25 protein-coding genes and 4 pseudogenes are annotated in these 22641 nt (G+C 59.7%); 10 read left to right on the forward strand and 19 right to left on the reverse strand.

Going from position 1 to position 22641, the window contains the following annotated elements; translation table 11 throughout:
• Positions 1-13: 13 nt before the first annotated feature.
• Positions 14-790, reverse strand: coding sequence for an enoyl-CoA hydratase-related protein (locus tag E2I15_RS12335; RefSeq protein WP_246668088.1), 777 nt, complete (start codon positions 788-790; stop codon positions 14-16).
• 366 nt (positions 791-1156) lie between these two features.
• Between E2I15_RS12335 and E2I15_RS12340 the strand changes: the two are divergent.
• A pseudogene (locus tag E2I15_RS12340) lies at positions 1157-1441 on the forward strand (SDR family oxidoreductase); the annotation flags it as partial.
• 615 nt (positions 1442-2056) lie between these two features.
• Here E2I15_RS12340 and E2I15_RS12345 read toward each other — a convergent pair.
• The 11 genes and pseudogenes from E2I15_RS12345 to E2I15_RS12395 all read right to left on the reverse strand — a co-directional run bounded on the left by E2I15_RS12345 (position 2057) and on the right by E2I15_RS12395 (position 11084).
• Entirely contained in the window at positions 2057-2974 is a 918-nt protein-coding gene (locus E2I15_RS12345) for an NADP-dependent oxidoreductase (protein WP_137479163.1), read from the reverse strand.
• Between the two features lie 49 nt (positions 2975-3023).
• On the reverse strand, positions 3024-3569 hold the full coding sequence (locus tag E2I15_RS12350) for a carboxymuconolactone decarboxylase family protein (RefSeq protein WP_137479164.1): 546 nt from the start codon (positions 3567-3569) through the stop codon (positions 3024-3026).
• A 34-nt stretch (positions 3570-3603) separates the two neighbouring features.
• The gene (locus E2I15_RS12355) at positions 3604-4284 is read right to left on the reverse strand and encodes a nitroreductase family protein (protein ID WP_137479165.1); all 681 of its coding nucleotides are present in this window, start codon (positions 4282-4284) and stop codon (positions 3604-3606) included.
• Positions 4285-4388: 104 nt separating this feature from the next.
• The gene (locus tag E2I15_RS12360; RefSeq protein ID WP_137479166.1) at positions 4389-5363 is read right to left on the reverse strand and encodes an AraC family transcriptional regulator; all 975 of its coding nucleotides are present in this window, start codon (positions 5361-5363) and stop codon (positions 4389-4391) included.
• 286 nt (positions 5364-5649) lie between these two features.
• Positions 5650-5826: pseudogene (locus tag E2I15_RS12365) on the reverse strand (phosphohydrolase); the annotation flags it as partial.
• A 138-nt stretch (positions 5827-5964) separates the two neighbouring features.
• Complete coding sequence (locus E2I15_RS12370; RefSeq protein ID WP_137479167.1) at positions 5965-6414, reverse strand: cupin domain-containing protein; 450 nt, start codon at positions 6412-6414, stop codon at positions 5965-5967.
• A 142-nt stretch (positions 6415-6556) separates the two neighbouring features.
• Complete coding sequence (locus E2I15_RS12375) at positions 6557-7207, reverse strand: HD domain-containing protein (protein WP_137479168.1); 651 nt, start codon at positions 7205-7207, stop codon at positions 6557-6559.
• 69 nt (positions 7208-7276) lie between these two features.
• Positions 7277-8212: an NADP-dependent oxidoreductase gene (locus E2I15_RS12380; protein WP_170991545.1), complete on the reverse strand. Its 936-nt coding sequence runs from the start codon at positions 8210-8212 to the stop codon at positions 7277-7279.
• A gap of 428 nt (positions 8213-8640) precedes the next feature.
• Entirely contained in the window at positions 8641-9180 is a 540-nt protein-coding gene (locus E2I15_RS12385) for a 4-hydroxylaminobenzoate lyase (RefSeq protein WP_137479170.1), read from the reverse strand.
• A 27-nt stretch (positions 9181-9207) separates the two neighbouring features.
• Entirely contained in the window at positions 9208-9933 is a 726-nt protein-coding gene (locus E2I15_RS12390) for a nitroreductase (protein WP_137479171.1), read from the reverse strand.
• Positions 9909-11084 carry an ABC transporter substrate-binding protein gene (locus E2I15_RS12395; protein ID WP_246668115.1) on the reverse strand — a complete coding sequence of 392 codons (1176 nt, stop codon included), beginning with the start codon at positions 11082-11084 and terminating at the stop codon, positions 9909-9911. Before E2I15_RS12395 ends, E2I15_RS12390 begins: the two co-directional genes overlap by 25 nt.
• 292 nt (positions 11085-11376) lie before the next feature.
• Here E2I15_RS12395 and E2I15_RS12400 point away from each other — a divergent pair, with 292 nt between their 5' ends.
• A complete protein-coding gene (locus tag E2I15_RS12400; RefSeq protein WP_246668089.1) occupies positions 11377-12327 on the forward strand; it encodes a LysR family transcriptional regulator in 951 nt (316 codons plus the stop codon).
• Positions 12328-12376: 49 nt separating this feature from the next.
• Here E2I15_RS12400 and tnpB read toward each other — a convergent pair whose 3' ends face one another.
• Both tnpB and tnpA read right to left on the reverse strand, forming a co-directional pair.
• Positions 12377-12742 carry an IS66 family insertion sequence element accessory protein TnpB gene (tnpB, locus tag E2I15_RS12405; protein ID WP_137479172.1) on the reverse strand — a complete coding sequence of 122 codons (366 nt, stop codon included), beginning with the start codon at positions 12740-12742 and terminating at the stop codon, positions 12377-12379.
• On the reverse strand, positions 12739-13134 hold the full coding sequence (gene tnpA / locus E2I15_RS39840; RefSeq protein ID WP_137479173.1) for an IS66-like element accessory protein TnpA: 396 nt from the start codon (positions 13132-13134) through the stop codon (positions 12739-12741). Before tnpA ends, tnpB begins: the two co-directional genes overlap by 4 nt.
• A gap of 107 nt (positions 13135-13241) precedes the next feature.
• Here tnpA and E2I15_RS12415 point away from each other — a divergent pair.
• Together E2I15_RS12415 and E2I15_RS39845 are read left to right on the forward strand one after the other, a co-directional pair.
• Positions 13242-13608: pseudogene (locus E2I15_RS12415) on the forward strand (hypothetical protein).
• A gap of 491 nt (positions 13609-14099) precedes the next feature.
• Complete coding sequence (locus E2I15_RS39845) at positions 14100-14201, forward strand: hypothetical protein (protein ID WP_422109842.1); 102 nt, start codon at positions 14100-14102, stop codon at positions 14199-14201.
• A gap of 204 nt (positions 14202-14405) precedes the next feature.
• Here E2I15_RS39845 and E2I15_RS12420 read toward each other — a convergent pair whose 3' ends face one another.
• Complete coding sequence (locus E2I15_RS12420) at positions 14406-14738, reverse strand: nuclear transport factor 2 family protein (RefSeq protein WP_137479174.1); 333 nt, start codon at positions 14736-14738, stop codon at positions 14406-14408.
• Positions 14739-15167: 429 nt separating this feature from the next.
• Here E2I15_RS12420 and E2I15_RS12425 point away from each other — a divergent pair, with 429 nt between their 5' ends.
• On the forward strand, positions 15168-15431 hold the full coding sequence (locus tag E2I15_RS12425; protein ID WP_137479176.1) for a hypothetical protein: 264 nt from the start codon (positions 15168-15170) through the stop codon (positions 15429-15431).
• Between the two features lie 699 nt (positions 15432-16130).
• A complete protein-coding gene (locus E2I15_RS12430; RefSeq protein ID WP_137479177.1) occupies positions 16131-16325 on the forward strand; it encodes a hypothetical protein in 195 nt (64 codons plus the stop codon).
• A gap of 236 nt (positions 16326-16561) precedes the next feature.
• Here the strand turns inward: E2I15_RS12430 and E2I15_RS12435 are convergent, their stop codons facing one another.
• Both E2I15_RS12435 and E2I15_RS12440 read right to left on the reverse strand, forming a co-directional pair.
• Positions 16562-17131, reverse strand: a complete 570-nt coding sequence (locus E2I15_RS12435) for a peptidase S14 (RefSeq protein ID WP_137479178.1) — start codon at positions 17129-17131, stop codon at positions 16562-16564.
• A gap of 918 nt (positions 17132-18049) precedes the next feature.
• Complete coding sequence (locus E2I15_RS12440) at positions 18050-18271, reverse strand: hypothetical protein (protein WP_137479179.1); 222 nt, start codon at positions 18269-18271, stop codon at positions 18050-18052.
• A 156-nt stretch (positions 18272-18427) separates the two neighbouring features.
• Here E2I15_RS12440 and ligD point away from each other — a divergent pair.
• Positions 18428-19347 (forward strand): annotated as a pseudogene (gene ligD / locus E2I15_RS12445) (non-homologous end-joining DNA ligase).
• A 75-nt stretch (positions 19348-19422) separates the two neighbouring features.
• Here the strand turns inward: ligD and E2I15_RS12450 are convergent.
• Complete coding sequence (locus E2I15_RS12450; protein WP_155262339.1) at positions 19423-19611, reverse strand: hypothetical protein; 189 nt, start codon at positions 19609-19611, stop codon at positions 19423-19425.
• 35 nt (positions 19612-19646) lie between these two features.
• Here E2I15_RS12450 and E2I15_RS12455 point away from each other — a divergent pair, with 35 nt between their 5' ends.
• Positions 19647-19796 carry a hypothetical protein gene (locus E2I15_RS12455; RefSeq protein WP_155262340.1) on the forward strand — a complete coding sequence of 50 codons (150 nt, stop codon included), beginning with the start codon at positions 19647-19649 and terminating at the stop codon, positions 19794-19796.
• A 464-nt stretch (positions 19797-20260) separates the two neighbouring features.
• Positions 20261-20605 carry a hypothetical protein gene (locus E2I15_RS12460; RefSeq protein ID WP_137479181.1) on the forward strand — a complete coding sequence of 115 codons (345 nt, stop codon included), beginning with the start codon at positions 20261-20263 and terminating at the stop codon, positions 20603-20605.
• Between the two features lie 220 nt (positions 20606-20825).
• Here E2I15_RS12460 and E2I15_RS12465 read toward each other — a convergent pair whose 3' ends face one another.
• Positions 20826-21053 (reverse strand): hypothetical protein, encoded by a 228-nt coding sequence (locus E2I15_RS12465; RefSeq protein ID WP_137479182.1) that lies wholly within the window; start codon positions 21051-21053, stop codon positions 20826-20828.
• Between the two features lie 233 nt (positions 21054-21286).
• Here E2I15_RS12465 and E2I15_RS12470 point away from each other — a divergent pair, with 233 nt between their 5' ends.
• A complete protein-coding gene (locus tag E2I15_RS12470) occupies positions 21287-21544 on the forward strand; it encodes a hypothetical protein (RefSeq protein WP_137479183.1) in 258 nt (85 codons plus the stop codon).
• Positions 21545-22641 lie beyond the last annotated feature (1097 nt).

Genomic DNA, 22641 nt, shown 5'->3' on the forward strand with positions numbered 1-22641 from the left:
CTCGTTTCCGGACCTACGCGCCGCGGAACTGCGGCGGCCGCTTCTCCGCGAACGCGCGGCGGCCTTCCCTGAAGTCTTCGCTGTCGGAGGCTTCGTCGATCAGCCGCTGTACCGCGGCCCGATCGAGTCCGCCGACGCCCATCGAAAGACCGTTCAGCATGTGCTTCGCGCCGGCGATCGACAGCGGTGCGTTGACGGAAAGCCGCCGCAGGAATTGCTCGGCCGCGAGACTGGGATTCTCGTGCAATTCGTCGAGCAGCCCCACCGAGATGGCTTGCTCGGCGGAATGGCGGTCCGCCGAGTAGAGGATACGCTTCGCATTCGAAACGCCCGTGAGGGCGAGCAGCCGTTGCACGCTGTGCAGGCCGTAGACGATCGACAGCCTGGCTGCGGGTATCCCGACCGTCGCGGTGCGGTCGCCGAAACGAAAGTCGCACGCCAAAGCAAGGTGGCAGCCTCCGCCAAGGCAGTAGCCGGAGATCGCGGCCACGACTGGCTTGCCGAGCGCGGCGATCGCGCTCGAGCAGGCATCGACCTCCACTTCATAGGCGGCGCTTTGGTGCCTGTCGTCGCGGATGCTCTCGAATTCGGAAATGTCGGCGCCGACGGAAAAGTCCTTTCCCGCACCCTTCAGGACGACGCCGCGGACCTCCCCTTCGCCGGCCAGGCCCGAGAAGATCGCGGCCATTTCGCTCCACATCGCAAGCGTCACGGCATTCTTGGCCGAGGGCCGGTTCAGAACGACGTGGGCGATGCCGTCGCGCCGCTCGATGTAAATTTCCTCCGACACGTAACCTCTTTGGCATTTGGCCGACGAAACTATGGTTTTCTCGTAGTCGACCATTCAAATTGTTACTTGCATAAATAGACTATTTCGATTGCCCGCGTCAAGTTGCAATGGTTACTCTGCCTCGCTTCCAATTAAGTAGATGATCGGCCGGTCGGATTTACCGGAACCGGCGGATCGCCACCGCAACCCACAGCTAGGTAGAGCCCAATTTGTCCGCTCGACACATTCGAAGCGATTTTCCGCTGCTCTCCGACGCACCCCACCCGCATCGTTAGGGTCATCGATCGCTAGGTTACATGTCGCCCTTCTGGCCGACAGCTTAGCGCCTGACTAAAGACCGGAATGTCGCGCAATGTCAGGCGCGCGCCGTCCGTCTTGGCAGCCTTGACGAAAGGCGGCTTGAACGCAGCAACGAAGTCGCTCGCAGTTGAATATGCAAGTCGAGGAATCCGCGTCAACGCCGTGGCGCCGGGCGCGACCAAAACGCCCATGCATGCGCCTGAAATGCATGAGTTCGTGGCCGGGCTGCATCCGATCGGACGAATGGGGGAAGTGAGCGAAATTGTCGATGCGGTGATGTACCTCGAGGGAGCAGGCTTCACCACTTGCGAGATCCTGCATGTCGATGGCGGACAGAGCGCGGGAAGCTGAGTTTCGCTAGATATCCCGCGCGCATGATCGCGGTGCCGCTTCGAACGTAGCGAGCGCGGCAATGACATCGTCCTGCCGCACGGGTTAGCGTCGCGTGCGCTACTCCTCCAAAAAGCCGTCCACGCCCTCAGCCTTTCTGCACGCTAAGCTTCGCCACAGTACGCGGTCAGCGAAACTGAGCTGAAATGCCGGTTCGGATCCGTTAAGTCGAGACCCAGAACTCCTCAGCGCCGGAATGTCGGAGCAAAGCAAACGAGACCACCGCTCTGACTACTCCAAGGCGCGCAACAACGGCCGATCGCCCTGCTCCCACTCAATCATTTTGGACGAAGCTTCATCCTTGATTTGCAAGTGCAATCTCCAGGTCTGACGGATAAATCCCGACGGTATGCCCGCCGCATCTTGTGGGTCCTGAATTCACAGGAAATCCGAGCCGACGGCATCGTTGGCGATCCCGCCAACCATGGGAGTCAATCGAACATCGGCGTTGCTTGTCCAGACATCTCTGCCCACCGCTCAGTTGCTTCTTCCGTCTGGATCGTGCCAAGGCACTCGCCACGATCCAGAAGCGGAACGATAAACTCCTTGGGGAGAACCCTCCTCCCGCCTGAGCTCTTACGAGCGAACCTGAATGATCGTCTTGCCCTGGCGGCGCTGGGCTGAGTTGAAGGTAGCGATGGCGTCGTGGAAGGAGGAGACCTTTCCAATGTTTGTCCGCAGTCTTTCGTCCCGTACCCTCTGGACGATTTCACTCAATTGACTTCGATCGGCTTCCACAACGAAGTCGATGGCCAAACCGTCCGCCGGCCGAGCCTGCGCCGGGCCGACGACAGTCACCAGCGTCCCTCCGGCTTTGACAATGGCTGCAGAGTGCTTCTGGATGTCGCCGCCGATGACGTCGAATGCAAGATCGACGCTGCCGACATCTTTGAGAACGTCGTGCTCCAGGTCGACGAATTCGTTCGCGCCGAAGTCGAGCGCTTTCTGTCGGTCGGCCGCGCGTCCTGTTCCGATGACATAGGCGCCCGCTTCTCGTGCGAGTTGAACTACCATAGAGCCGACCGCGCCCGCCGCGCCATGTGCGAGCACGCTTTGGCCTGCCTGAAGGCGGCCGTGCTGGAAAAGCCCCTGCCACGCGGTCAAGCCCGAGATCGGCAGGCTGGCGCCTACCGTGAAATCGACGTCACCGGGCAATGGCGCCAGATTGCGCGCCTCGATGGCAATATATTCAGCGAGCGTGCCATCGCGATACCAGTCGGCCAAGCCGAATACGCGTTGCCCGACCGACAGCCCCGTCGTGCCGTAGCCAAGAGCGGTGACAATGCCGGCGAATTCGTGCCCAGGGATCGACGGAGTTCGGTTCTGTTCGCGGCGATCGGTCCATGTCGAGGGCCATTCCAGTTCGGTCGGAACGAATCCCGATGCGTGAACCTCTACAATAACGTCGTTTATCGCTGGTTGAGCTTCGGGCCGTTCCACCAGCTTCATCCCGGCAAAGCCGGTAGCTTGGTCCGTTACAATAATCGCTTTCATCTTCGACTCCTTTCGGTGTGATTTTTCAGATTGAACTTCCCGATCCTGCTCAGATCGAGCCGGCCGGTGCCACCGCGGGGAAGTCCTTGTCGGGGTGGAACACGTTGTTGAAGAAGTTCGTTAGCGAGTACATGGCCACAAGCGCGACGATCTCCATGATATTCGCATCCGTGTAGCCCGCGTCGCGGACGGCTTGCAGATCTGCCTCCGTGACATGGCCCCGGCTCTCGATGATCTTGTGGGCAAACTGAACGGCTGCATCCCGCTTTGGATCGGGGGCATGCACCTTTCGGGCGAGAATGATCTCCTCGGCCGGGAGCTTGGCCATGCGCTCCGCCGTGAAGCTGTGCACCGTCAGGCAATAGTCGCAGCCGTTCACTTCTGAGGCGGCAAGTCCGATGCTGTCGCGGGTCTTGACGTCGAGCGCCTTACTCAAGGAGCCGAGCAGAGCGGCCCATGCGTTAAACGCGATCGGGCTTTGGGCTAAGGTCGCCATCATGTTTGGCGTGAACCCGATGTTCTTGGTAAACATGTCCAGCGTCGGTTTCGAAGCGGCCGGCACCTGTTCCGGCTTCAGAGCGGCAGCTCTGGCCATGATATTTCTCCTTGAATGATTGGCTTCAGGTTGGTTAGGCGAAGCGCAGCACATCGGCCACGGGCAGGCGCGGCTTTTGCGGCCAATTGCCAGGCCGCTCTGGCCCGACCGTCAGCAGCATGACCGGGACTTCGTGTTCGGCCAGGCTGAACTCTCTGTGCACGGCCTCTGCATCGAAACCGATCATCGGTGTCGATCCCAGTCCGAGCGAGCGGGCTGCATAGACGATAGCTGCAGCGCCGAAGGTGGCGGAGCGCACGGCCTCGTCGCGCTGGCGCTGCGGGTGATTGTCATACAGGCCGCGAGCTGGCCCCTCCCACTCCGGCACCATATGAGCCGGCATGATTCCGGCTTCTACGACGGGCGCCAGGCGCTCAGGGACCGTGCTTGCATCCGCCAATTGGCCGATGATGATGAAGGTAACGGCTGCTTCGCTGATTGCGGGCTGATTCCAGGCAATCGGAAGCAGCCGCGCCTTCGCTTCGGTTGAGCGCACCGCGATAAAGCGCCAGTTCTGCAGATGGAAAGATGTCGGCGCAGAAGTACCGATCCGCACCAGATCACGGATCTGCTCATCGCTCAGGGTGACAGTCGAGTCATAGTACTTCGCAGCGCTGCGGCTCAGAATGGTTTCGATGACGGCGTTTGTCGGCAGCGGTCCCGCGAGCCACCGGGAGGTTTCGCGATTGGCAGCGGTTGCGGCGGTGTTGTGCATTGGGTGACTCCTCATCAAGTGATTACGGAGCGAACCTACTGATGCAGTTGATTATTTCGAGCCTCGATTTGCTCAAACTGATGCTCAAAAGGATCATCGTGCCGTTAGAAAGCGTTCCGCGACTGTTCGCCGCTCTGCACCAGCCGGCGCCAGTCCGCCGGTGTCATCCCCATCTTGTCCGTAAATACACGCCGGAAGGCCGCAACGGATTGATACCCGACCGTCTCGGCCACAGCTTCTGTGCTGATCCTTGGGTTCTTGAGTTCGTTGGCGGCCATGCTCATGCGAAGATCGGTCAACAGGTCGAGGGCGGAGCGACCCAGCTTGTCCTGAAAATGGCGCATGAATGTCGCGCGTGACATGCCACATAAATCGGCCAGATCGGGAAGCTTCCAGGGTCGCGCCGGATCAGCGAACATCGCAGCAATGGCAGGTGCCAATCTTGGATGGCCGGCAAGCGCCAGCAAGCCTTCAGTTGATTTCCCGGCTTCACTCACGGCGCGCAGAACCAGAGTGAACAGGACCGCGGAGAGCGCGTTGAGAATGGCGCACGCTCCGGCTCTGTCACCTGCGGATTCCATTCGCATCAGGCCGACCAGTCCAGAAAGCTGACGAGATGCGGACGAGCTGTCATCTTCTCCTTGGCTTCCGCTGGCGCGCACCACCAGATTTGCCGGCAGGTAGTTGCGGACCAGCCGATCATGGGGTGGCACAACGAAAAACCGTCCACACAGCAGATCCAGTTGCTCACTCCCGCCATCGTTCTCGCTCAACACCCATCCTGCAGAGCGCGTGCTTTCGTGCGTGCTGATTGGCGTTTCGCCGCTGCCGTCGTGCAGCACATGCGCTGAACCGTGCGGGAGCAGCACGATATCGCCGCTTCCCAGCTCCCGCACCGTTCTCGAATCAGGGTCCTCGAGGATGGCATGGCCTTTGACGATGACGTGGTAGGGGATCTCGTTCGCTGCTGCCCTGGGCCACATAATACGCCAGGGTGCGCCATACGCGCAGCGGACCTCGAGTTGGCCGGTAACGGTTATGATATGCAGGAGATGACTTAACCAGTCGGCTTGAGACATGACACCTCGAGAAGGTGAATCGCCGATGCAGGATACCAATTTAGCGGCCGCTCGGCGAAACGATTGGCGTTCCGCCTTCATCGATCGGGGCGATGAAGGCCGGGACGCTCACTTGCTGACTGCCGTCTGCGGCCGCCGCCGTCTTGGGATTGAGACCCGCGTCCCTGAATGTCCCGTGCGCGCGAAGCTGGGTTGGGCAGCGGTCGGCCCGGCGGCGGTTGCCGATTCTGTCGCCGCCGAGCCAAGAGCTGCGATTTGCGCCCTTGCTGCACTCCAGCAACGACCTTCAGTTCGGCCATGCCGAGCTAAGGATGATCGAGCAGAAGTTTCCGCGCACATAGTTCATCTCCTTCAGGGACAGTACGTCGGCCTTGACGTTTCCGAACGTTGTAAGAGGCTTCTTGATGATGCCGTTGGCGAAGTGATCGATGATGTTCTCCTTGAAGTTGGCCTCCCGCGGATGGACCCCCTCGTAGACTACGATCGCAACAGCTTGTACAGGCACTCCTTACTGCCTCTCCAGTCTGGCGTCCTCATTTGTGCAAGTCGTCCGGATACTGCAAAGGGGCTGGCGCGATCCGGGACGCCCGCTTGAGGCGCTTTATGGCGATCCTGACGCCTTGTCTGGTGTCGTCAAGGCATCGTCCTTGGCATCGACGACGAAAATCGCGAGTAAACTGGAGGGCTCCGTCTTGCTCGCGTTCTCACTGATCGTGTGATGTGAGCCCGGCATCTCGTAAAACGCGTCCCCTTGATGGTAGACCTTCGGCGGGTCATTATCGACCTGGCTGCGGATCGCTCCCGACAGTACGTAAGCGTAGATGAATGCGGACGCCGCGTGGTGATGAGCCGGCGATTTTGCTCCGGGCGGATAACTCACAAGGACCGAAACCAATCTCTTTCCTTCGAGATTAGGCACTGCGTGCTCGAAGACAACCTTCACCTGCTCCCCGTCGTGAGCGATCGCGGGAGAGGTTGCCAGAGCGATCGCTGATGCCAGCAGCGGAGCAGCCGCTGCTCGCACCGCACTTCTGGCCAGCAGCCCGGTCATGTTGTAACACTTTGTGTCGACAGAAAACGCGCTCAGAGTTAGCCAGCGAAGAAACGCCAGTCCCTCGCTGCTGGCAATTCGCCCGTACGCGGATATGAGTTCTAGGAGCATCACACTTTCCTGTTTATGATGTTGAACGTCGTTATGGAGAATCCGGCAAGGGAGATGCAGCAATCAGATCGCACGCGTTCGGGCTCTTGAACCCCGGAATGAAACGCTCGCAGACGGCGGCGTTAACCGTGCCGTACGTGGTCGCCGGCTTATGCGCAAACCCCGCGAAATACTCCTGAATGAAGCCGTTCTTGAAGTTCGTTCGCGGGTACTTGGCGATGATTTCTTGCAGGACATCCGCGGGAAACTGATCGAATCCCACCCCGATCACATCGAGAAGAACACCTGAATTGAGGAGCGCGACTTCCGGTCGCATATACTTTGGGATGCCGGGCGTCGTGTGCAGCGCGATTGCCTCCCAGACGGTCTGTACCTGATCTTCAGGGATATTGTGGGTGCTGAGGAACTGACGGGCGGCATTTGCCCCATCAACTTCGAAGCGCTCGTCCGGGCTCGAGAACTTTTTGATCAGGCCGAGATCGTGAAATGCTGCGGCGACGTAAAGGAGCTCGGGGTCAAAGCTGAGCTTTCTTTGATGCCCCTGCTCAGCCGCGAACAGGTAGACGCGGATCGAGTGATTGAACAGCAGATCGGTTGAATTCTCACGTAGAACGTCTGTCGCCTCTTTCGCGAGCACGGAATCGGGAATGAGGGGAGGACGGGCGATATTACGCGTGGTCATTTCATTTTTCCTTTCAGGAGCGGCCGAGGGCAGACGGCACACAATGGCTCGCGAGCCCAACGCCTGTGATCAAGTGGAAGTAAGCGCAAGGACGATTTTTCCTTTCGGCTGGGGCCGCACGCGCTCAAGCATTAAATGAGCTTCAAGCGCATCTGCGAGGGGCAAGACAGCTCCTACCTTGGTTCGCAACTTTCCATCTTCGACAAGGCGGGCGATCTGCATCAGATATCGGCTCGTTACGTTGACCAGAAAAAAGCTGGCTTCGACACCGTGGCGCTTTGCAAGATCCTGATCCGGATGAGAAACCGCGGAGATCAGTTTGCCGCCGCGACGGATCACCTCGAATGAACGGCTTTGTGTTTCGCCGCCGACCAGATCGATGACCGCGTCCGCCTCGTGAACGTGCTCCTCAAACCGTTGAGCGCGATAGTCGATCACGGCATCTGCGCCGAGGTCGCGCACCAATGGAATGTCGTGAGCCGCGGCAGTCGCGATGGTCTTCAGACCTGCGCGCCGGGCCAATTGAACCGCATAGGACCCGACGTTCCCTGCCGCTCCATGGATGAGCACCTTTTGGCCTTCCTTGAGCTGGGCCTGATCAAACAGAGCCTGCCACGCGGTGACGGCAATGACGGGAACAGAAGCGGCTTCAACGTGGGTCAGCGAAGCGGGCTTGTTAGAGACCATTCCGGCAGAAGCCAACGCGTATTCGGCGTAAGCCCCGACAAACCTCGGATTCGTAACGCCATAAACCTGATCTCCCACGCGCAGCTCGGAAACGCCGGGGCCCGCATCAACGACTTCCCCCGAAAGGTCAGAGCCCAACGTGAGAGGGAGCGGTTGCGGCAGAGCGCTCTTTCCGGCCCTGATCCATCCGTCCCACGGCCCGACCGCTGCGGCTTCAACCTTGACCAGGACCTCGCCAGGGCCGGGTTCCGGCCGCGGGACGCGCTCGAATTTCATGACCTCAGGTGGCCCAAACTCGTGGACACGCCAGGCCATCATTGTTGAACGAGTTTGCTCGTGACTAGCCTGAGGATTGACGCTGCCGGGGGTCATCTCACTCGCTCCCTTCCGCTCGCCGTGACTATCGCCCATGCTCGTCCTGAAGAGTGCAATGGGCGGAGCCTTCCCCAATGGAATTGACGAATAGCTCTGCCCCATATTTTGCAATCAATCCTGCTTGGGACAAGAAACGGCATCCTTTGGATCAGGACAGGCGTACGTCGTTTCCTGACAACGGCGGTCGATGGGGGCTCTGACCGATAACGCCGGCCGCTTCTGGCGGCCGGCTGGCTAGAACCCGCAGCTATGTTGATCACTGGGACCAGCATCCGACGCCGCTCGAGTTCATGGACATTCGCTTGGCCGATTTAGACGAGCGTGTTCGGTCACCCTGGTCGTACAGGTGGCCGCGCACGATGGCTCGGCCGTCAGGCCGGAGCCTTGAAATCGTACGAGATGCGTCCGGCTGGCAGATAGAACAAAGCGATGACAGCGCCACCCCTCACCTCCGGATAGTGCCGGCTGCCAGGGTCGGGCGCCGTCCAGCCGGGTCCTTGCCAGCCCTGCAGTCCCTTCAACTGTGCGCCCTTGTTCAGCGGCGCCACGAGATTGAGCTCGCCATAGGGGTGGCCGTGATACTGGCCGCGTAGAACGTCGCTATCATCCTCGTCCTTGAAGCGACGCGGATCGGCGCTATTCATGTACACGGCGGTGATGCTGAACTGGAACGTCTCGGGGGTTGGCTCCAGGATACGGCTGCGCCGGTAGTTCGGACCGTCGACTTCCTGGTTCGCCGCCCAGCCCTCCTCGACCCCGATTTTAACGAGGCGGCTCAGATCCTGGTAGAGCGCGCTTTGCTCGCCGTATTTCTCGTTGAGCCAGCGCTCCATCTCGGCGCCCGGCGTCATATCCTTGACCTCCCGCAAGAACGGAATACTGCGTTGAATTAGCTCTTCCCGGCTTCCCATGGTCCTGTCCTCCTTCTCGATTGGATCTCACCTTTCAAAGCCCGCAAACGTAGCGAACTCGTTCACGTCCGCTCGCGGCATCAATCTTTCCGCCCCCACAACCTTGGCACGGCCGATCGAAACGCCGCAGACCACCATTTGCTCCGCCGGGATCGACAGCAGCGGGCGCAGGATCCGGTGGTATTTTGCGAAAGTTTCCTGCGGACAGGACTGAAGGCCGCGCCCTGCCGCTGCTAGGATCACGTTCTGCACGAACATTCCGAGGTCGAGCCAACTTCCGACTTCCAGACGGCGGTCGATGGTTACGATCAGTCCGACCGGCGCGCCAAAGAACGTATAGTTTTTCGCGGTCTGCTTTGCCCGACCCTCGGAGTCAGTCTGCGCGATCCCGAGCGCGCCATAGAACAATTGACCGAACTGCTGTCGGCGCCTGAGGTACGGCTCAGGCAGGTCGCCGGCGTAATATTTGTATTCTGACACGTGCTCGTCGCGCGACGTCTGGTGCGCCTCCAGAAGAGCCGCCGACACCCTGTCCTTGACCGCGCCCGCGAGCACATAGACCTGCCAGGGCTGGATGTTCGCGCCACTTGGTGCGAACCGCGCTGCGCCGAGAATCTGCTCTAAGGTCCGCCGCGGGACCGGATCGCCGCAGAATTCGCGGCATGCGGTTCGGCCCATCATGATCTCGTCGATGCCCCTATGGGCAAGCGGCACTACGCTTTCGCCAGTCACGGCTTCGTCAGGAGCGGACATCCTCCTTCCTCCATCGGCCTGAACGCTTCCTCCCCGGGAATGGTCGCGAGTAACTCGTAGTAGTCGAACCGATATTTCGACTCTGCTGGTGACTTGACGCGGAAAAGATACATGTCGCGGACCAGCCGTCCGTCCTCCCGAATGCGGCCGTCTTTCGTCATGAAATCGTTCACCGGCATTTCGCGCATCCTGGCGGCCACCGCCGCTCCATCCAGCGTGCCTGCCGCTTCAACCGCCTTCAGATAGTGCATCACCGCTCCATAGGTGCCGGCATGAATCATTGTCGGGACCTTCTGCGTCCTCTCGATGAAACGCTTCGACCAGGCCCGCGTCCCATCGTTGAGATCCCAATAGAATGCCGAACTGAGCATCAAGCCCTTGGCAGTCTGCAATCCAAGACTATGGATGTCGGCAATAAAGACGATCAGACCGGCAAGCTTTTGTTGACGCGTGATTCCAAATTCCCCGGCCTGCTTGACCGCGTTGATGAAATCTCCCCCGGCATCGGCAAGTGCGATCACGTCCGCTTTTGAAGACTGCGCCTGCAGCAGGAAGGAAGAGAAATCAGGCGTGTTGACCGGATGCTTGACTGCGCCGATGAACTTGCCGCCGGTCGCCTCGATAACCTTGCGGCTGTCGGCCTCGAGCTGCGCGCCGAGCGAATAGTCTGCCGAGAGAAAGAACCAGCTCTTTGCGCCAAGACGTGAGATCGCCTTGGCTGTGCCCTGAGACAGGGCATAGGTATCGTAGGTCCAGTGAATTCCTGTGAGCGAGCACTCGTCTCCCGTCAGGCGCGATGTTGCAGCGCCTGTGGCAAGAAACAGCTTCTTCTTGTCACGCGCAATGCCTTGGACCGCAAGCGCAACAGCGGAATTCGGCACGTCAAGAATCGCCTCGACGCCCTCGTTATCGAACCAGCGCCGTGCGATCGCCGCACCGACGTCCGCCTTGTTCTGGTGGTCGCTGGCGACAATCTCAATAGATCGCCCGAGCACCTTGCCCCCAAAATCGTCAACAGCCATCTGCGCCGCGACGACCGAGCCCTGGCCGCCGTTGTCGGCGTAAAGGGAGGACATGTCGGTCAGGACGCCGAGCTTGAGAGGAGCATCCTGCGCATCCGCCGATGATATCCCAACCAGCGCCGCCACCATCGCAACGACCATCTTGCGCCTGACACCCGACATCTCGCTGGATCCCATTACGCCCCTCCTCCAGAGAGGCAAGGGGATAATGACGGGATCGAACAGCGACGGAAGTGAAACCTTTGCAGATATGTCCTGAACATCCTTCAGATTGGTTGCACGGGCGGCAGCATGTCTACGCTGGCTCCACGGTTGCTTCCAGCGTGCGGCTGGCTTTAACTGGATTCCACCGCGGCATGTGCGCACGCGGCTGGCTGACGACAGGATCCTCGCCGTGCCCGTTTCCTTCAAGGCATTAGACTTGAACCTGCTCAAGGTGTTCGACGCCGTGATGGAGGAACGCAGCGTGCTGCGCGCCAGCCAGAAGGTTGCGCTGAGCCAGTCCGCCGTCAGTCATTCGCTTGCCCGGCTTCGCGAGATGCTGGAGGACGATCTGTTCGTGCGCACGGCCACCGGCATGCAGCCCACGGCCCGCGCGCTGACGATGGCACCCCAAGTTCGCGAAGCGCTGCGAAGCCTCGAGGCGGCGGTCGAGCTGCCGAATTTCGTTCCGGCGACGTCAACCAAGCAGTTCACGCTCGCCGCAAACGACTTCACGACGATGGTCCTAGCGTCTCCCCTCCTGAAACTACTCAGCCGGGAAGCTCCATTCGTCGACCTCGCTATCAAGCCGGTGACCCGGATCGACCTTGCCGAGCAGATCGATCTCGCTCGCATCGACGTCGCTATCGGGGTCTTCTCGGCTCCGCCGAGCCGCTTCCGCACGTCGCTGTTATTCGAGTATGACGACGTGCTGATTGTCGGCGGAAAACGTAAACTCGGCCGTTTGGACAAAGCAACACTTGCGCGCCTGTCGCTCGTCGTCGTCTCCTTCGGTGGTGAGCAGGAGGGCGCGATCGACGGCTTCATTTCGGAGAGAGGTCTTGCCCGGCGCTCTGAGATGTATGACCGCGCGGCGCTTGAGCGGGCGCTCTCCGAAAGCGACCGACCGCCGCGGATCGCGGTTTCATTGCCGCATTTTCTTGCCCTGCCCGCGCTGCTCCAGGATTCCGAATTGGCGGCCATCGTCCCGCGTCCACTAGCAGCGGCGCTCGCGCAACATCATGCAATTGCGACCTACGAGCTGCCCTACACCACTACGGCGGTCGAAGTCCGCCTGTTGTGGCATGAACGTGTCGAGGGTGAACCATCGCACGACTGGCTTCACGAGATCCTCCGACGCGCGGCCGAGGACCTCAGACGCGGGCGCTAGGAGGATTGCGGCTTCCGATCGAGCGGCAACCCCGATTTGGAAGCCATCCTCACATTGGCTTGCGAAGATTTCTCTTGAACTCCCGTGCACATGTCGTGCACTCGCTGCCTTCTAAACCGATTGAAAGACCCGCACTCTCGCTCCAATCCATCATGTACGCCATCTGCGCCGCAGAGATCGATACCGCGCCCAAGAACTTGCCTCGGTCCAGGCGCTTGGCATAGAGCCACATGCCATCATGCCAAAGAATCTTGACCAGATCGCCGCTCTGACCCCGGAAGATGTAGAGATCGCCAGCATGAGAATCGCGCTTCAGGCTCTCGTGAATTGTTAGAGCCAGGCTTCGCATGCCGCGACGCATATCGGTGTGGCCAGTGGCGATCCAGGCCCTGACGCCGCTCGGAATCGGGATCATCGTCGTCGCAAGAGCTCAAGAATTTGCTGCAGCGCCTCAACGTCCACGTCACGGTCAACGCGAACACGACAGCCGCCCCCGAGCTCAATCTCAATGATTCCAGCCCTTGCACGCTGCGCAGGCGGTGAAGACGCCAGTTGTGGTGCGCCGCTCGATATCGGAGCCGCTACAGGCGTGATCTCGACGGGAACAAGAGCAGGCGCAGGATCTCCGCCCAGTCGCCCCTGGCGCGCTTGTCGACGCCAGGTGAACAGCAGGCTATGAGCCACCCCGTGCCGGCGTGCCACCCCGCAAACCGTCTCGCCGGGCTGCAAGGTCTTTTCGACAAGGCGGACCTTCTCGTCGTAACTCCATCGCCGCCGACGTTCGGCGCCCAACACATTGACCTGCATTCCTGATGTGACCTTAAAGCTAGACTTAAGGCCAAATCCTCAGGCCGCCTCGCAAACTACACAAGGCGGCCTTCGCCGGAGAGATACGATCGAAATCTCGGGAATACATGTCCGGCGACACCGTCTGGCATCTGGCTGAACAGAGGCACGCCGGGTGCCGACACGCTCGCCTGCCAGGCTTGGAATGCCCGCATGCTGGCCCCAACCGTCCCTGCACTCGGCGATGCCCTCAACGCCGGCTATCGCTATCTCGAGGTGAAGTGCCTCGGCTGCGAAACCCATCAGACGGTCGCCTTGGATATCGTCCGCCGACCCCAGTGGACGCCGATCGACGAGCTGGACCGGTACATGCGGCGCAAGGAATGTTCCCGACGCGCCGGTCATCCGTTCAAGCGCAGCCACCTGGTGGCGCTGCGGACTACGAAGATCTCGACCATGAACCCGCCGTGGACCTGGTGGCCGGGAGAGCGGTGACGAATTGCGGCGCCGCCGCAACGAAGCATGCCCACTCGGCAGGAACCCTACGCCCCTAGCAATTGTTTGTTTGACACGGAACGGGACCACGGACGTGAGAGACAATCTCGAATATTCAGCGAACCGGCTGGTGGTCGTCGAGCAACCCGGCGGCGGGTTCTTGGTTGAGATCGCGCCTCTAGCGGGCAGTCAAATCATCAGAACGATGACCTATCAAAGTACGCGGCAAGCAATAGCTGTAGCAAAGAAGACTATTGACGAGCATCCGGAAGACAGACGCGTGCTGCTGCCCTCTGAGCCGGTCCCTTTCTGTTCAAGCGGATTACGGACAGAGCCCTTTAGATCCTAATAGCTACCCCTCTTAATCGGGCCAGGAACAAAGCTTTCCGTGCCCCGGCTGGCTAGCATCCGTCTCCGCAAATGGAGGTCCGAATGACGCGCTACTTTTTCGACATCACGGATGACGGGCCTGTATCCCGATGAAGAGGGGCATGGAGTTTGACGACCCGCGAGCGGCAGAAATCGAGGCCGCCCGCACCTTGGGCGAGATAGTCAAGACGTTGAACCAGACGATGAACGCACGGACGTTGTAATTGAAGTCCGCACGGAACGCGGCTTTATCTTCAAAGCAGCATTCACGTTAGAGATGAGCCATCTAAAGCATTGACCATGTCAGCGAACGAAGCGCTTTCATGAAACACCAGCGCCCCTACCGGCGATGGTGTTGGAGTTGCGCAAGCGCGTAGCCTGCGCCGTCGCGTACGGATTGTCGACTGACCCCGACAAAGATCTCGTGGTCAATCTCGGACTGCAGGACCGCAGCTAACAGACTTGATCCGCCCAGTTGCGTCGAACGTCAGGACGGCACCAACAATGCCGCTGGTGGTAATGTACGATATCGCCACATCACCGTGCTTTGGCTTCAGGTCATTCAGCCCGAAGGCCGGATAGCGCTTTAGCCGGTCCAACCAATAAGCTCGGAGCGCGTTCTTACCAGTCAGGGTCTTTTGGCCTCCGCAATCACAATGGATCACTGCGTTGTCGGCAAACATGCCAAGGATTTCTTCAAGGTCGCCAGCGCGGTAAGCATCAAGCCAGTTCACCGTAGCGGCCATCGGGTCACAGGACATATCCCTCACCTCAGTGCCCTAAGAGGCAAGCTTAGAACGTTTCTATAAGAATCGCATACCGAATAAACCCGAGTGCGGTCTGACTTTTTGTTTCGGCTCTCTAACAGGCAGCTGCCGCACTCCAGCGCTTCATGCTCACTCTAGATGAAGAGCAACGGGCAAAGGGACGCTTCGGCCGATTTGAGGAACCCTAAGTGAGTTCGATAGTTTTGCAGCCATTATGGCACCTCTCGTCACCATTCATTTTAGCTGTACCGACTGCGGCATCCTCTATTCAGCGGTCCAGGAGCGGAGTGCGACCCACACCAACACGTCCGGGTCCTTTGCTTGCCGGCAATGCGGAAAGCTTGTTCACCACTGGGCCGGGCTCTACGACTACATCGAATGGAGAATCGCTTCGGTGCTTCCATCAACTAAGGCCAAGCGAGAATGAGATACGCCGGCGGCCGCCCCTACTCCGACCCCGAGAAAGCCGCCCGCCGGATCATGGAGCACGCGCGAGCGTTCGAGCCGATCCAGGACGGTCGGATTTACATCGAGAAGATCAACTATCCGATGCTCTATCGGGACAAGGCTACGCCGGCCGAATACTGGGCTGGCTTGCAGTACGCCAGGGACCAGGGCTGGCTCGAGTACCACGAGAGCGGGACGTTCGTGAGGGTGCTCCAGCCAGGCAAGGACCTCCTCGCGTAATCCTTTCGAGTTCTTGACGGGCCGCCGGAAGAAGCTTGGGATAGCATCTGCCCAGCTCTTCCAAGGCCGGGGCGCCACCGCCGCAAGGCGAGGCCTCGATGCCCCTACCCGGGCCAGGCCGGTGCCGTCCGGATCATGGAAGCGGCCCAGCTGAGCCGTTCGCCCGCCGCCGAATGAAAGAAGGCCGCACGCGTACTGCCCCCTCAGCGCCTTAAGTCGATTTTGGGAGTGTGCTAGTTCGGAATAAGCGAACGGACACTGTAGCTTGGCCGGTGTCGCACTAGGACCACCGAGTGGCATGATCTTTCCTCTAGGCATATAGATTCTGATCGCCCCCCATTCGTTCTCATTCCATAGTGGATCACCGGGGTTCTCCGTGGGTGAACGGAGTTCCGGTCTTTCGGGGCGCACGCTAAGATTGGCTCCGCACGCCCACGATCGAGGGGCGGGTAGGCATCAATGCAGGACGTGAGAGCGGACCTGGAGAAGCTACGCGTCGAAGCGGAAGAGCGCGAGCTAATTAGCAGGCTGGCGACCAACCCCACAAAGAAGAGCTGTTCGCCAAACTGGCCGAACGTCACCGGCCGTTGGCCGATGAGGTCGAGCGCACCTTGAATGGGTTTCGGTCCAAAGATTGAGGAACCTCCGGCTTACACCGAACTTACATTCCCGTCCGCGCAGGAACCTAGAGGGCAATACATGGGTCAAGTACGCCGTCGCGTCAAACAAACCAACTCGCTTGAAGAGCGTCTTATCGAGCGAGCCAAAGAGCTGCGCGATCAGGCCGAAACGCTCGCCCCGGGTATCGAGAAGGAAGCGCTGCTGAAACGGGCACACCAGGCTGAGGCTGGCGCGAGCATGACGGAATGGCTGTCGTCGCCTGCGGGGATGTGACGGGCAGGGCAGCCAGTCATGCGTGATGGCGCTGGTCAAGCGCAGGTCCTCATGTCGGTAAAGACCACCGAATTGAGGCTGAAGCAGCGGTATTCGGTCCGATTCGATTTGTGAGCGACAGGATTCCATTGCAGCGTCCGCGGAGCAACGACGGGCGAAGCCCCTACTCGGGGCCTCGCTGCTACCACGTTGTCGCATCGTGTCGGGGCGTTACAGAACCGTGTCTATCAGACCCGTTACAGAACCGTCTCGATCAGACCCAACGTCTTCGCCTCCTGCGCCTCCAAATACCAGTTTGACGGCGCCTTCTGCATGACCTCATCGATTGTCACGTTCGAGCCCAGGATTAGATTTTGAAAGCCCTCATTCTGTATGGCGATCGAGCACTCGATTTCGTTGAGCGTCGCTCTCACAACCGCAATGCATGTTGTTAAAGGGCCATCGATGACCAGGCTCTTCGAAAGCTTGCGTTCATGGATCATCAGTCGCGTGCCGCGGGCGAGGTATCTGTTCGGCCGCGCGAAGAAGCTCATGAACGTAACGCCGGCCGAATAAATCACAGCCTTACCGAGGAATACGAAGCGACGTTGCGGCTCCGTCTCACTCGCGAACCGCACGTCCTCCCCCATCATTCGGGCGACCTCGGGGTCGCCGCCCAAGGTCGACAGTTCGATCACGACAAGGTCTTTATCGGCCGCGTTGTCGAACTGCGTTCGAAAGGCGGTGTACATATTATAGTCAACAATGCCAGAGAGGCTAATGGCCGGCGACTTGAAGGCGGTGGCCGGTAGCGTTGCGAGTTGCATCTAACAATCCTTTCGCGGCTTTGGTCTCTGACTAACTGCGGCTGAAGTGTCCTGTCCGTCGTGTCGATTGCTCAATTCCTCTTCCACTTCTTGCGAAGCCGCCAAGGCTGATTCGCTGGCAGCCAAGACCCGATAGCTGCGCTCCATCCGCTCTAGAAGATGGCGGGTGAACGTGTCGTCGGCGGTCTCTTTGGCCCGCGGGTAGTGTTCTGCCCTCTCCAGAAAATTGTCCGCGCTCATGACCGGAAAATTCATCAGCGTCCGGACCGTTCCAGAGTGATAAGAGGGACGCAGCGCTAGCGGTGGCTCCAAAGTACCCGGCGGCGCGTGCGGCTGTTAGCCATGCCGTGCTGCGCTCCCTTCACTGGCCCTTTTAGGAACGACTCGAACCCTACCGGTTTGCCGGATGGGGCACATTCGGAGGGATACCTATGAGAATTACGAAAGTGGTTCTGGCGACTGCGTTTATCTTTGGATCAATTGCAGCCGCGTCCGCTCAAGGTGGTGGTGGTGGAGGCAACTCGCCCTCCCAAAAGAGCGGTCAGGGCGCTTCGAGCAGCCCGTCGTCGGCAAATCCCGGCGCAACGGCCAATGACACTGCCGAAAAGGGTGGGATGAGGAGCGGAGCGGGCATGAAGAGCAGTCCTCATAAGCGCCACAAGCGTCATAAGAGATCGATGTAGTGATACCCTGACCTGAAATTATAGCCCCGGCTCCAAAGAACGCCGGGGCCGTTCATTCGGGACGTGTGATACGCGCGCCCGCCGGCCGGAACGATGCCATTGAGCCGCGACATTCTTGACCATCTCGCGAACGTCCTGGACCGCGTCAATTGGTCAGCGATGCAGCGGCTGAGACCTATGGGCTCTGAACGTTATGAGCTGGCTGGCCACGGGGCGGGCCCGTTCGCGCATTCTGTTAGCTCCGGCGCGCAACCCAGATGCCGATCAGGAAGGCAACGAAGAGCGACTGCAAGGGCGCTTTCACGGTAACCTCACGCAACCGCTCGCCCAAGCGCAGCGAAACGTCCTGCGAGAGGTACGGCTGTCGACGAGGCGCTTCGGAAGTCCGATCGGTGCCGTCCTGCTCCTCGGTTAGGCCCGAAGCTTCTGTCATCGCCGAGGCTTCTTTCATATCCATGCGGCTCTCCTATTTACAGGTCAGGCGGACTTCCGCGTCGGCCTGCCGGTCAGCTTCGAAACGCAAGGCAAGATCGCCAGTTCCAATTGCGCACCTCCGGCCGAACGATCGCGACCATGCCCGCTTGAATCAGCTCGTCGTTTGTGGAGTTGCGTTGTGGCGTTTCAGCGGAAGAAGTTGGCGGCGGTCGGGACGAAGGCGCTCCTTCCCGGCTTTATCGCACCGCCGCTGGCGTCGCCGATCGACAAGGCGCCGCGTGGCACACGCTGGATCCACGAAATCAAATTCGACGGCTACCGCGTCCAGGTCCACCTCGCCAACGACGAGGGTGAAGATCTGCACCCGCCGTGGTCACGACTGAACCAAGCGGTTCAAGAAAGTCGCCGAGGACGCCTGGCACATCTCGGCCGCATCGGCGATTATCGACGGCGAGATTGTGGTGCCGGCGGTCGACGGCGCGACTTCTCGGTGCTACAGAACGAGCTACGCGGCACTCGACCAAGATCGTGCTGGTGGCCTTCGATCTGCTCTATCTCAACGGCCGCGATCTGCGGAAGCTGCCGCTGACCGAACGCAAGGCCGTGCTGAAGAAACTCGTCGCTGGCATGGACATCCAGTTCAGCGAGAGCTTTGAGGTCGACGGGCCCGAGAAGTTCGCCCATACCTGCAAGCTCGGCTAAGAGGGCGTGGTGTCGAAGGTAGCGGATAGCGCCTACCCGACCGGCACCCGCAGCCGCGACTGGGTCAAGAAGACCTGCGCCCAGCGCGAGACGCTGGCAATCGCCGGCTTCGCGCTCGATGGCAACGACTGGGACGGCATCTTCGTCGGCCGGCGCCAGGGTGGCGCGTTGATCTATGCCGGCAAAGTAGATCATGGCTTTGACAAGGCCTCGGCCGCCGACCTTCGCAAACGCTTGACGCCACCGATCCGAAAGACCCAGCCCTATTCAAAGCGCATCAAGCATAACGGAATCTGGGTCGAGCCGAAGCTGCTGGCTGAGATCGAGTATCGGGCCAAATCCGCCGAGGGCAAGGTGCGCCTCCCGTTCTTTCATGGTGTGCGGGAGGACTTATGAATGAGCTATCGACCGAACCGGAGGGCAATGTCTCCCCTTGTCCTGCCTTCGCTGAACGCCGCCTGAACGCACCGTTCAGCCGTCGTTGTAGTAGCTGAACGGAAGATCATTGACGGCTGCAATCAAGGGAGGGAGTTCTGTGTTGAAGAGAATTTTGATTAGCGGGTTTTCCGCCTGCGTTCTTTTGCTGGCACCGGTCATGTCAGCAGCTGCACCACCCGTTGCAACACCAAATTCGCTGACCGGCGACGACAGTGCCGTCATTCAAGTCAAAGGCGGACATGGGCACGGACACGGACATGGTTGGGGTCATCATGGCGGCCGAGGCTATCACTACGGCTGGGGCCACGGTCACCACCGCGGGTGGCACCGAGGGCATCATTATGGATGGGGACATCACCACCACCATCGCAGGTGATCGGACCACGGGAACTTTGCTCGACCTTTGATGTTACACGGCGGTTCAATGACCAGGAGGAGCACCATGAGAACGTTTTTGCTAACAGGCGTGTTGGCGGTTACGGGGTTTGCTGTCGTCCCGCCAATCACCACCACACCTGCATCGGCTCAAGTTGCAGTTGAGACCCCGTTTGGTGGAGTGGCGGTGGGACCGCAGCGAGGGTATTACCGCGACTACGATCGGCCGGCTTATCGTGCTTACGGATACGATCGCGGCTATCGCGGTTGCCGCACCGTCACGATCGAACGTGACGACGGATCAGTGCGCAGGATCCGCCGTTGCGACTAGCTGCTATTAGGCATTCAAGGCCGCCCACGTCGGCGGCCTTTCTCATTTTCAATATGGTGCCCATTCCTTTTTGAGCAGGCATGACTTCCGTTGGAGCCACATTGCTTAAAGATACGCTTGCTCCGAGCGTTTGCGGGGGAGGCCCGACCGTGGGATCGCGAAGACATGAAATGGATTCTAGTCGTATTGGTTGGTGGCGTTGCGCCGGTTCAGACCGATCTTGTGTTCGAGAAGCTCTCCGATTGCTTGATCGCCGAGGAGCAGCTGCAACAAACCTATGCGAACGCATACAGCGCCTTGAGTCAACGCTCAATGATGGATAACGACGAATTCGACAGGCGCCGTGGCCGCCACCACCGCCGAGCTCGAGAGGAAGCCGTCCGGAAACTGGCGAATGCCGGGACCTGCATTCCGCATAATGGCACGGATCAACCAATCACCTCTCTGGATCAACCCGCGCCGGCGCCTCAGCCACTTTCGCCCACACCTTCACCAAGCCCAAAGCCATAGAGACTAACTCTTAGCTGACGCGCTGTCACAACCGCCCGAGCTGCGGCAACACCCTCGCGCGCCGAAGCGGCCCGTCCATTCAGGACAAGCCGCTTCTAATCGAATAGCATCAGTGCATGTGAACTAACCAGTATCCAGCACCGCCAACAACAATAAGCGTGGGGATCCCCCACAACAAGATTACGGGCATTTCTAAGTCTCCACTATGGGCGAGAAGGGTTTACTGCTCGGTGCAGACCTTCGTGGTCTTCACTGCGGACTCGGCTTCCGTCTTCGTCTTGTAAACGCCATCGCCCACCACGGTCGTGGTTGTGGTTGTTGGCTTGCTGTCGACCACGGTGCACTTCTTGGTGCTGGCGTCGCGCACGATATAGAACTCAGCTGCGCTAGCGGACTGCGCAGCAAATGCGAACGCTGCGAGGGCACCGCATACAATGAGCTTCTTCATTTCCAGTCTCCTCCAATGGACTTCAAAGTAGCCATTGCCAACAACAACTTAGGTCGAAGGTTCCTAATTTTCCCGGTCCGTATCAATCGGCAATCGAGGCAATGTGGCCGCAGCGGTAGACCGATTGCCGATTTTACCCGAATCAGACAGCGGCCCGCAGCGATCATCCTCTACAAGCTTTGCCCAGAACCGCTTCGAGCTGGAGTGCGGCCGCGAACAATCTGTCGGGCAGCATGCTGGCCGGCGACTTCTCGCTGCAGTTTCCGGTCGAACTGATCGAGGAGGATTTCGGCTATGGGCTCGATGTCGCAGGTTCGAATGACGTTGCGCCAACGATTGCGGCCGCGCGCGGCGTCTTTCGGACGTCCATCGCGAACGGCTGGTGGCGAGAACATGACCGGCCTGGTGTGTCTATTCACGAGATCGAGTTCGTGACGCTCGACCAGGAAGATGGTCATGCTGTGCCTGAAGACTTTGACGGCTTCGCATGAGGGGCATTCGCGTGCGGTCCGCCAAGGGTCATAAAAAGCTTGGCGTCGCCCTGCCCTCGTCCGCTTTGCCTCAGCGAGCAGATCTTCGAAGCCGGAGAGCGTCGAGACAAGCGCTACCGCTCGCGGTCTAGAGCGCGAGTAGACTCAGATCCTGGACCTGCAACCATCTCACGTTATTTACTTGGTAACCATTTGAGGGGACATCGGTAAGTCGGAGGGTACCCTTCTAAGAGCCGGCGAAGGGACACGGGCTGAAGCACGGCCCTTCGACGCCATCGTGGCGTCGCGACCCGTCGACTGGGTTCCTCGTGTCACGCAAAGGGCAAACGTCAACCTCGCGCCGTACAGTTTCTTCAACGCCTTCTGCTATGCTCCGGCACTCGTCGGCTTCTCCTCGACCGGCTGAAAAACAACGTCACGGACGTCCAGGACAGCCGGATGACCACCGACACCTTGCTCAAAATGGTCCGGCCGGATAACGGCCGCCACGGGATTTTCTCTCACCATCAGCCCACCGAGCTGCCCGTCCGGCGGAATCATCCGGTGTCAGCATGCCTACCTCTGCTCTCCTGACTGACGCGCGATCATTTCTCGCCGGCCGCCCAGATGCACGGCCCACGCCGGTGCTGCCGCCCGCTCCTACAACTTACATTGACATAGGTTAGATTGAGCCCCGCTGCTGGCCACGTCCGCCGTCTGGAGTGATGATCGAGCCGCGATTCTAAGCCGAGACTCTGGCGCCCAAATTCCGAGCATTGAAGCGACAGACCCAACGCGCTCCGGGATAAAGTGGCAACCTTCCACGCAACGAAACGTTGGACGGATGTTGCTCGGAGATACGCTGTGCCAGGAAATAGCGCTCAGAAATAGCGACAGATGCGGCGTGGACGATTTATTGCGCAACGCAGCGTGACATCGATGAATCGGATCGTCGCCGCAGCTTGCTCGAACGTCATCTGCGAGGGCGGAAGGTCTGCGAGGACGATCCCGAGGAACTCACAGGCCATGGCATCGCTTATCTTCAACGACTTTCGAAACTCGAATGTTGACGGTGCTGGAAAGTATCATCTCTCGGCTTGCCATGACGAGCGCCAGGC

It is taken from the genome of Bradyrhizobium sp. BR2003, assembly GCF_009720285.1.
Lineage (GTDB): Bacteria > Pseudomonadota > Alphaproteobacteria > Rhizobiales > Xanthobacteraceae > Bradyrhizobium > Bradyrhizobium elkanii.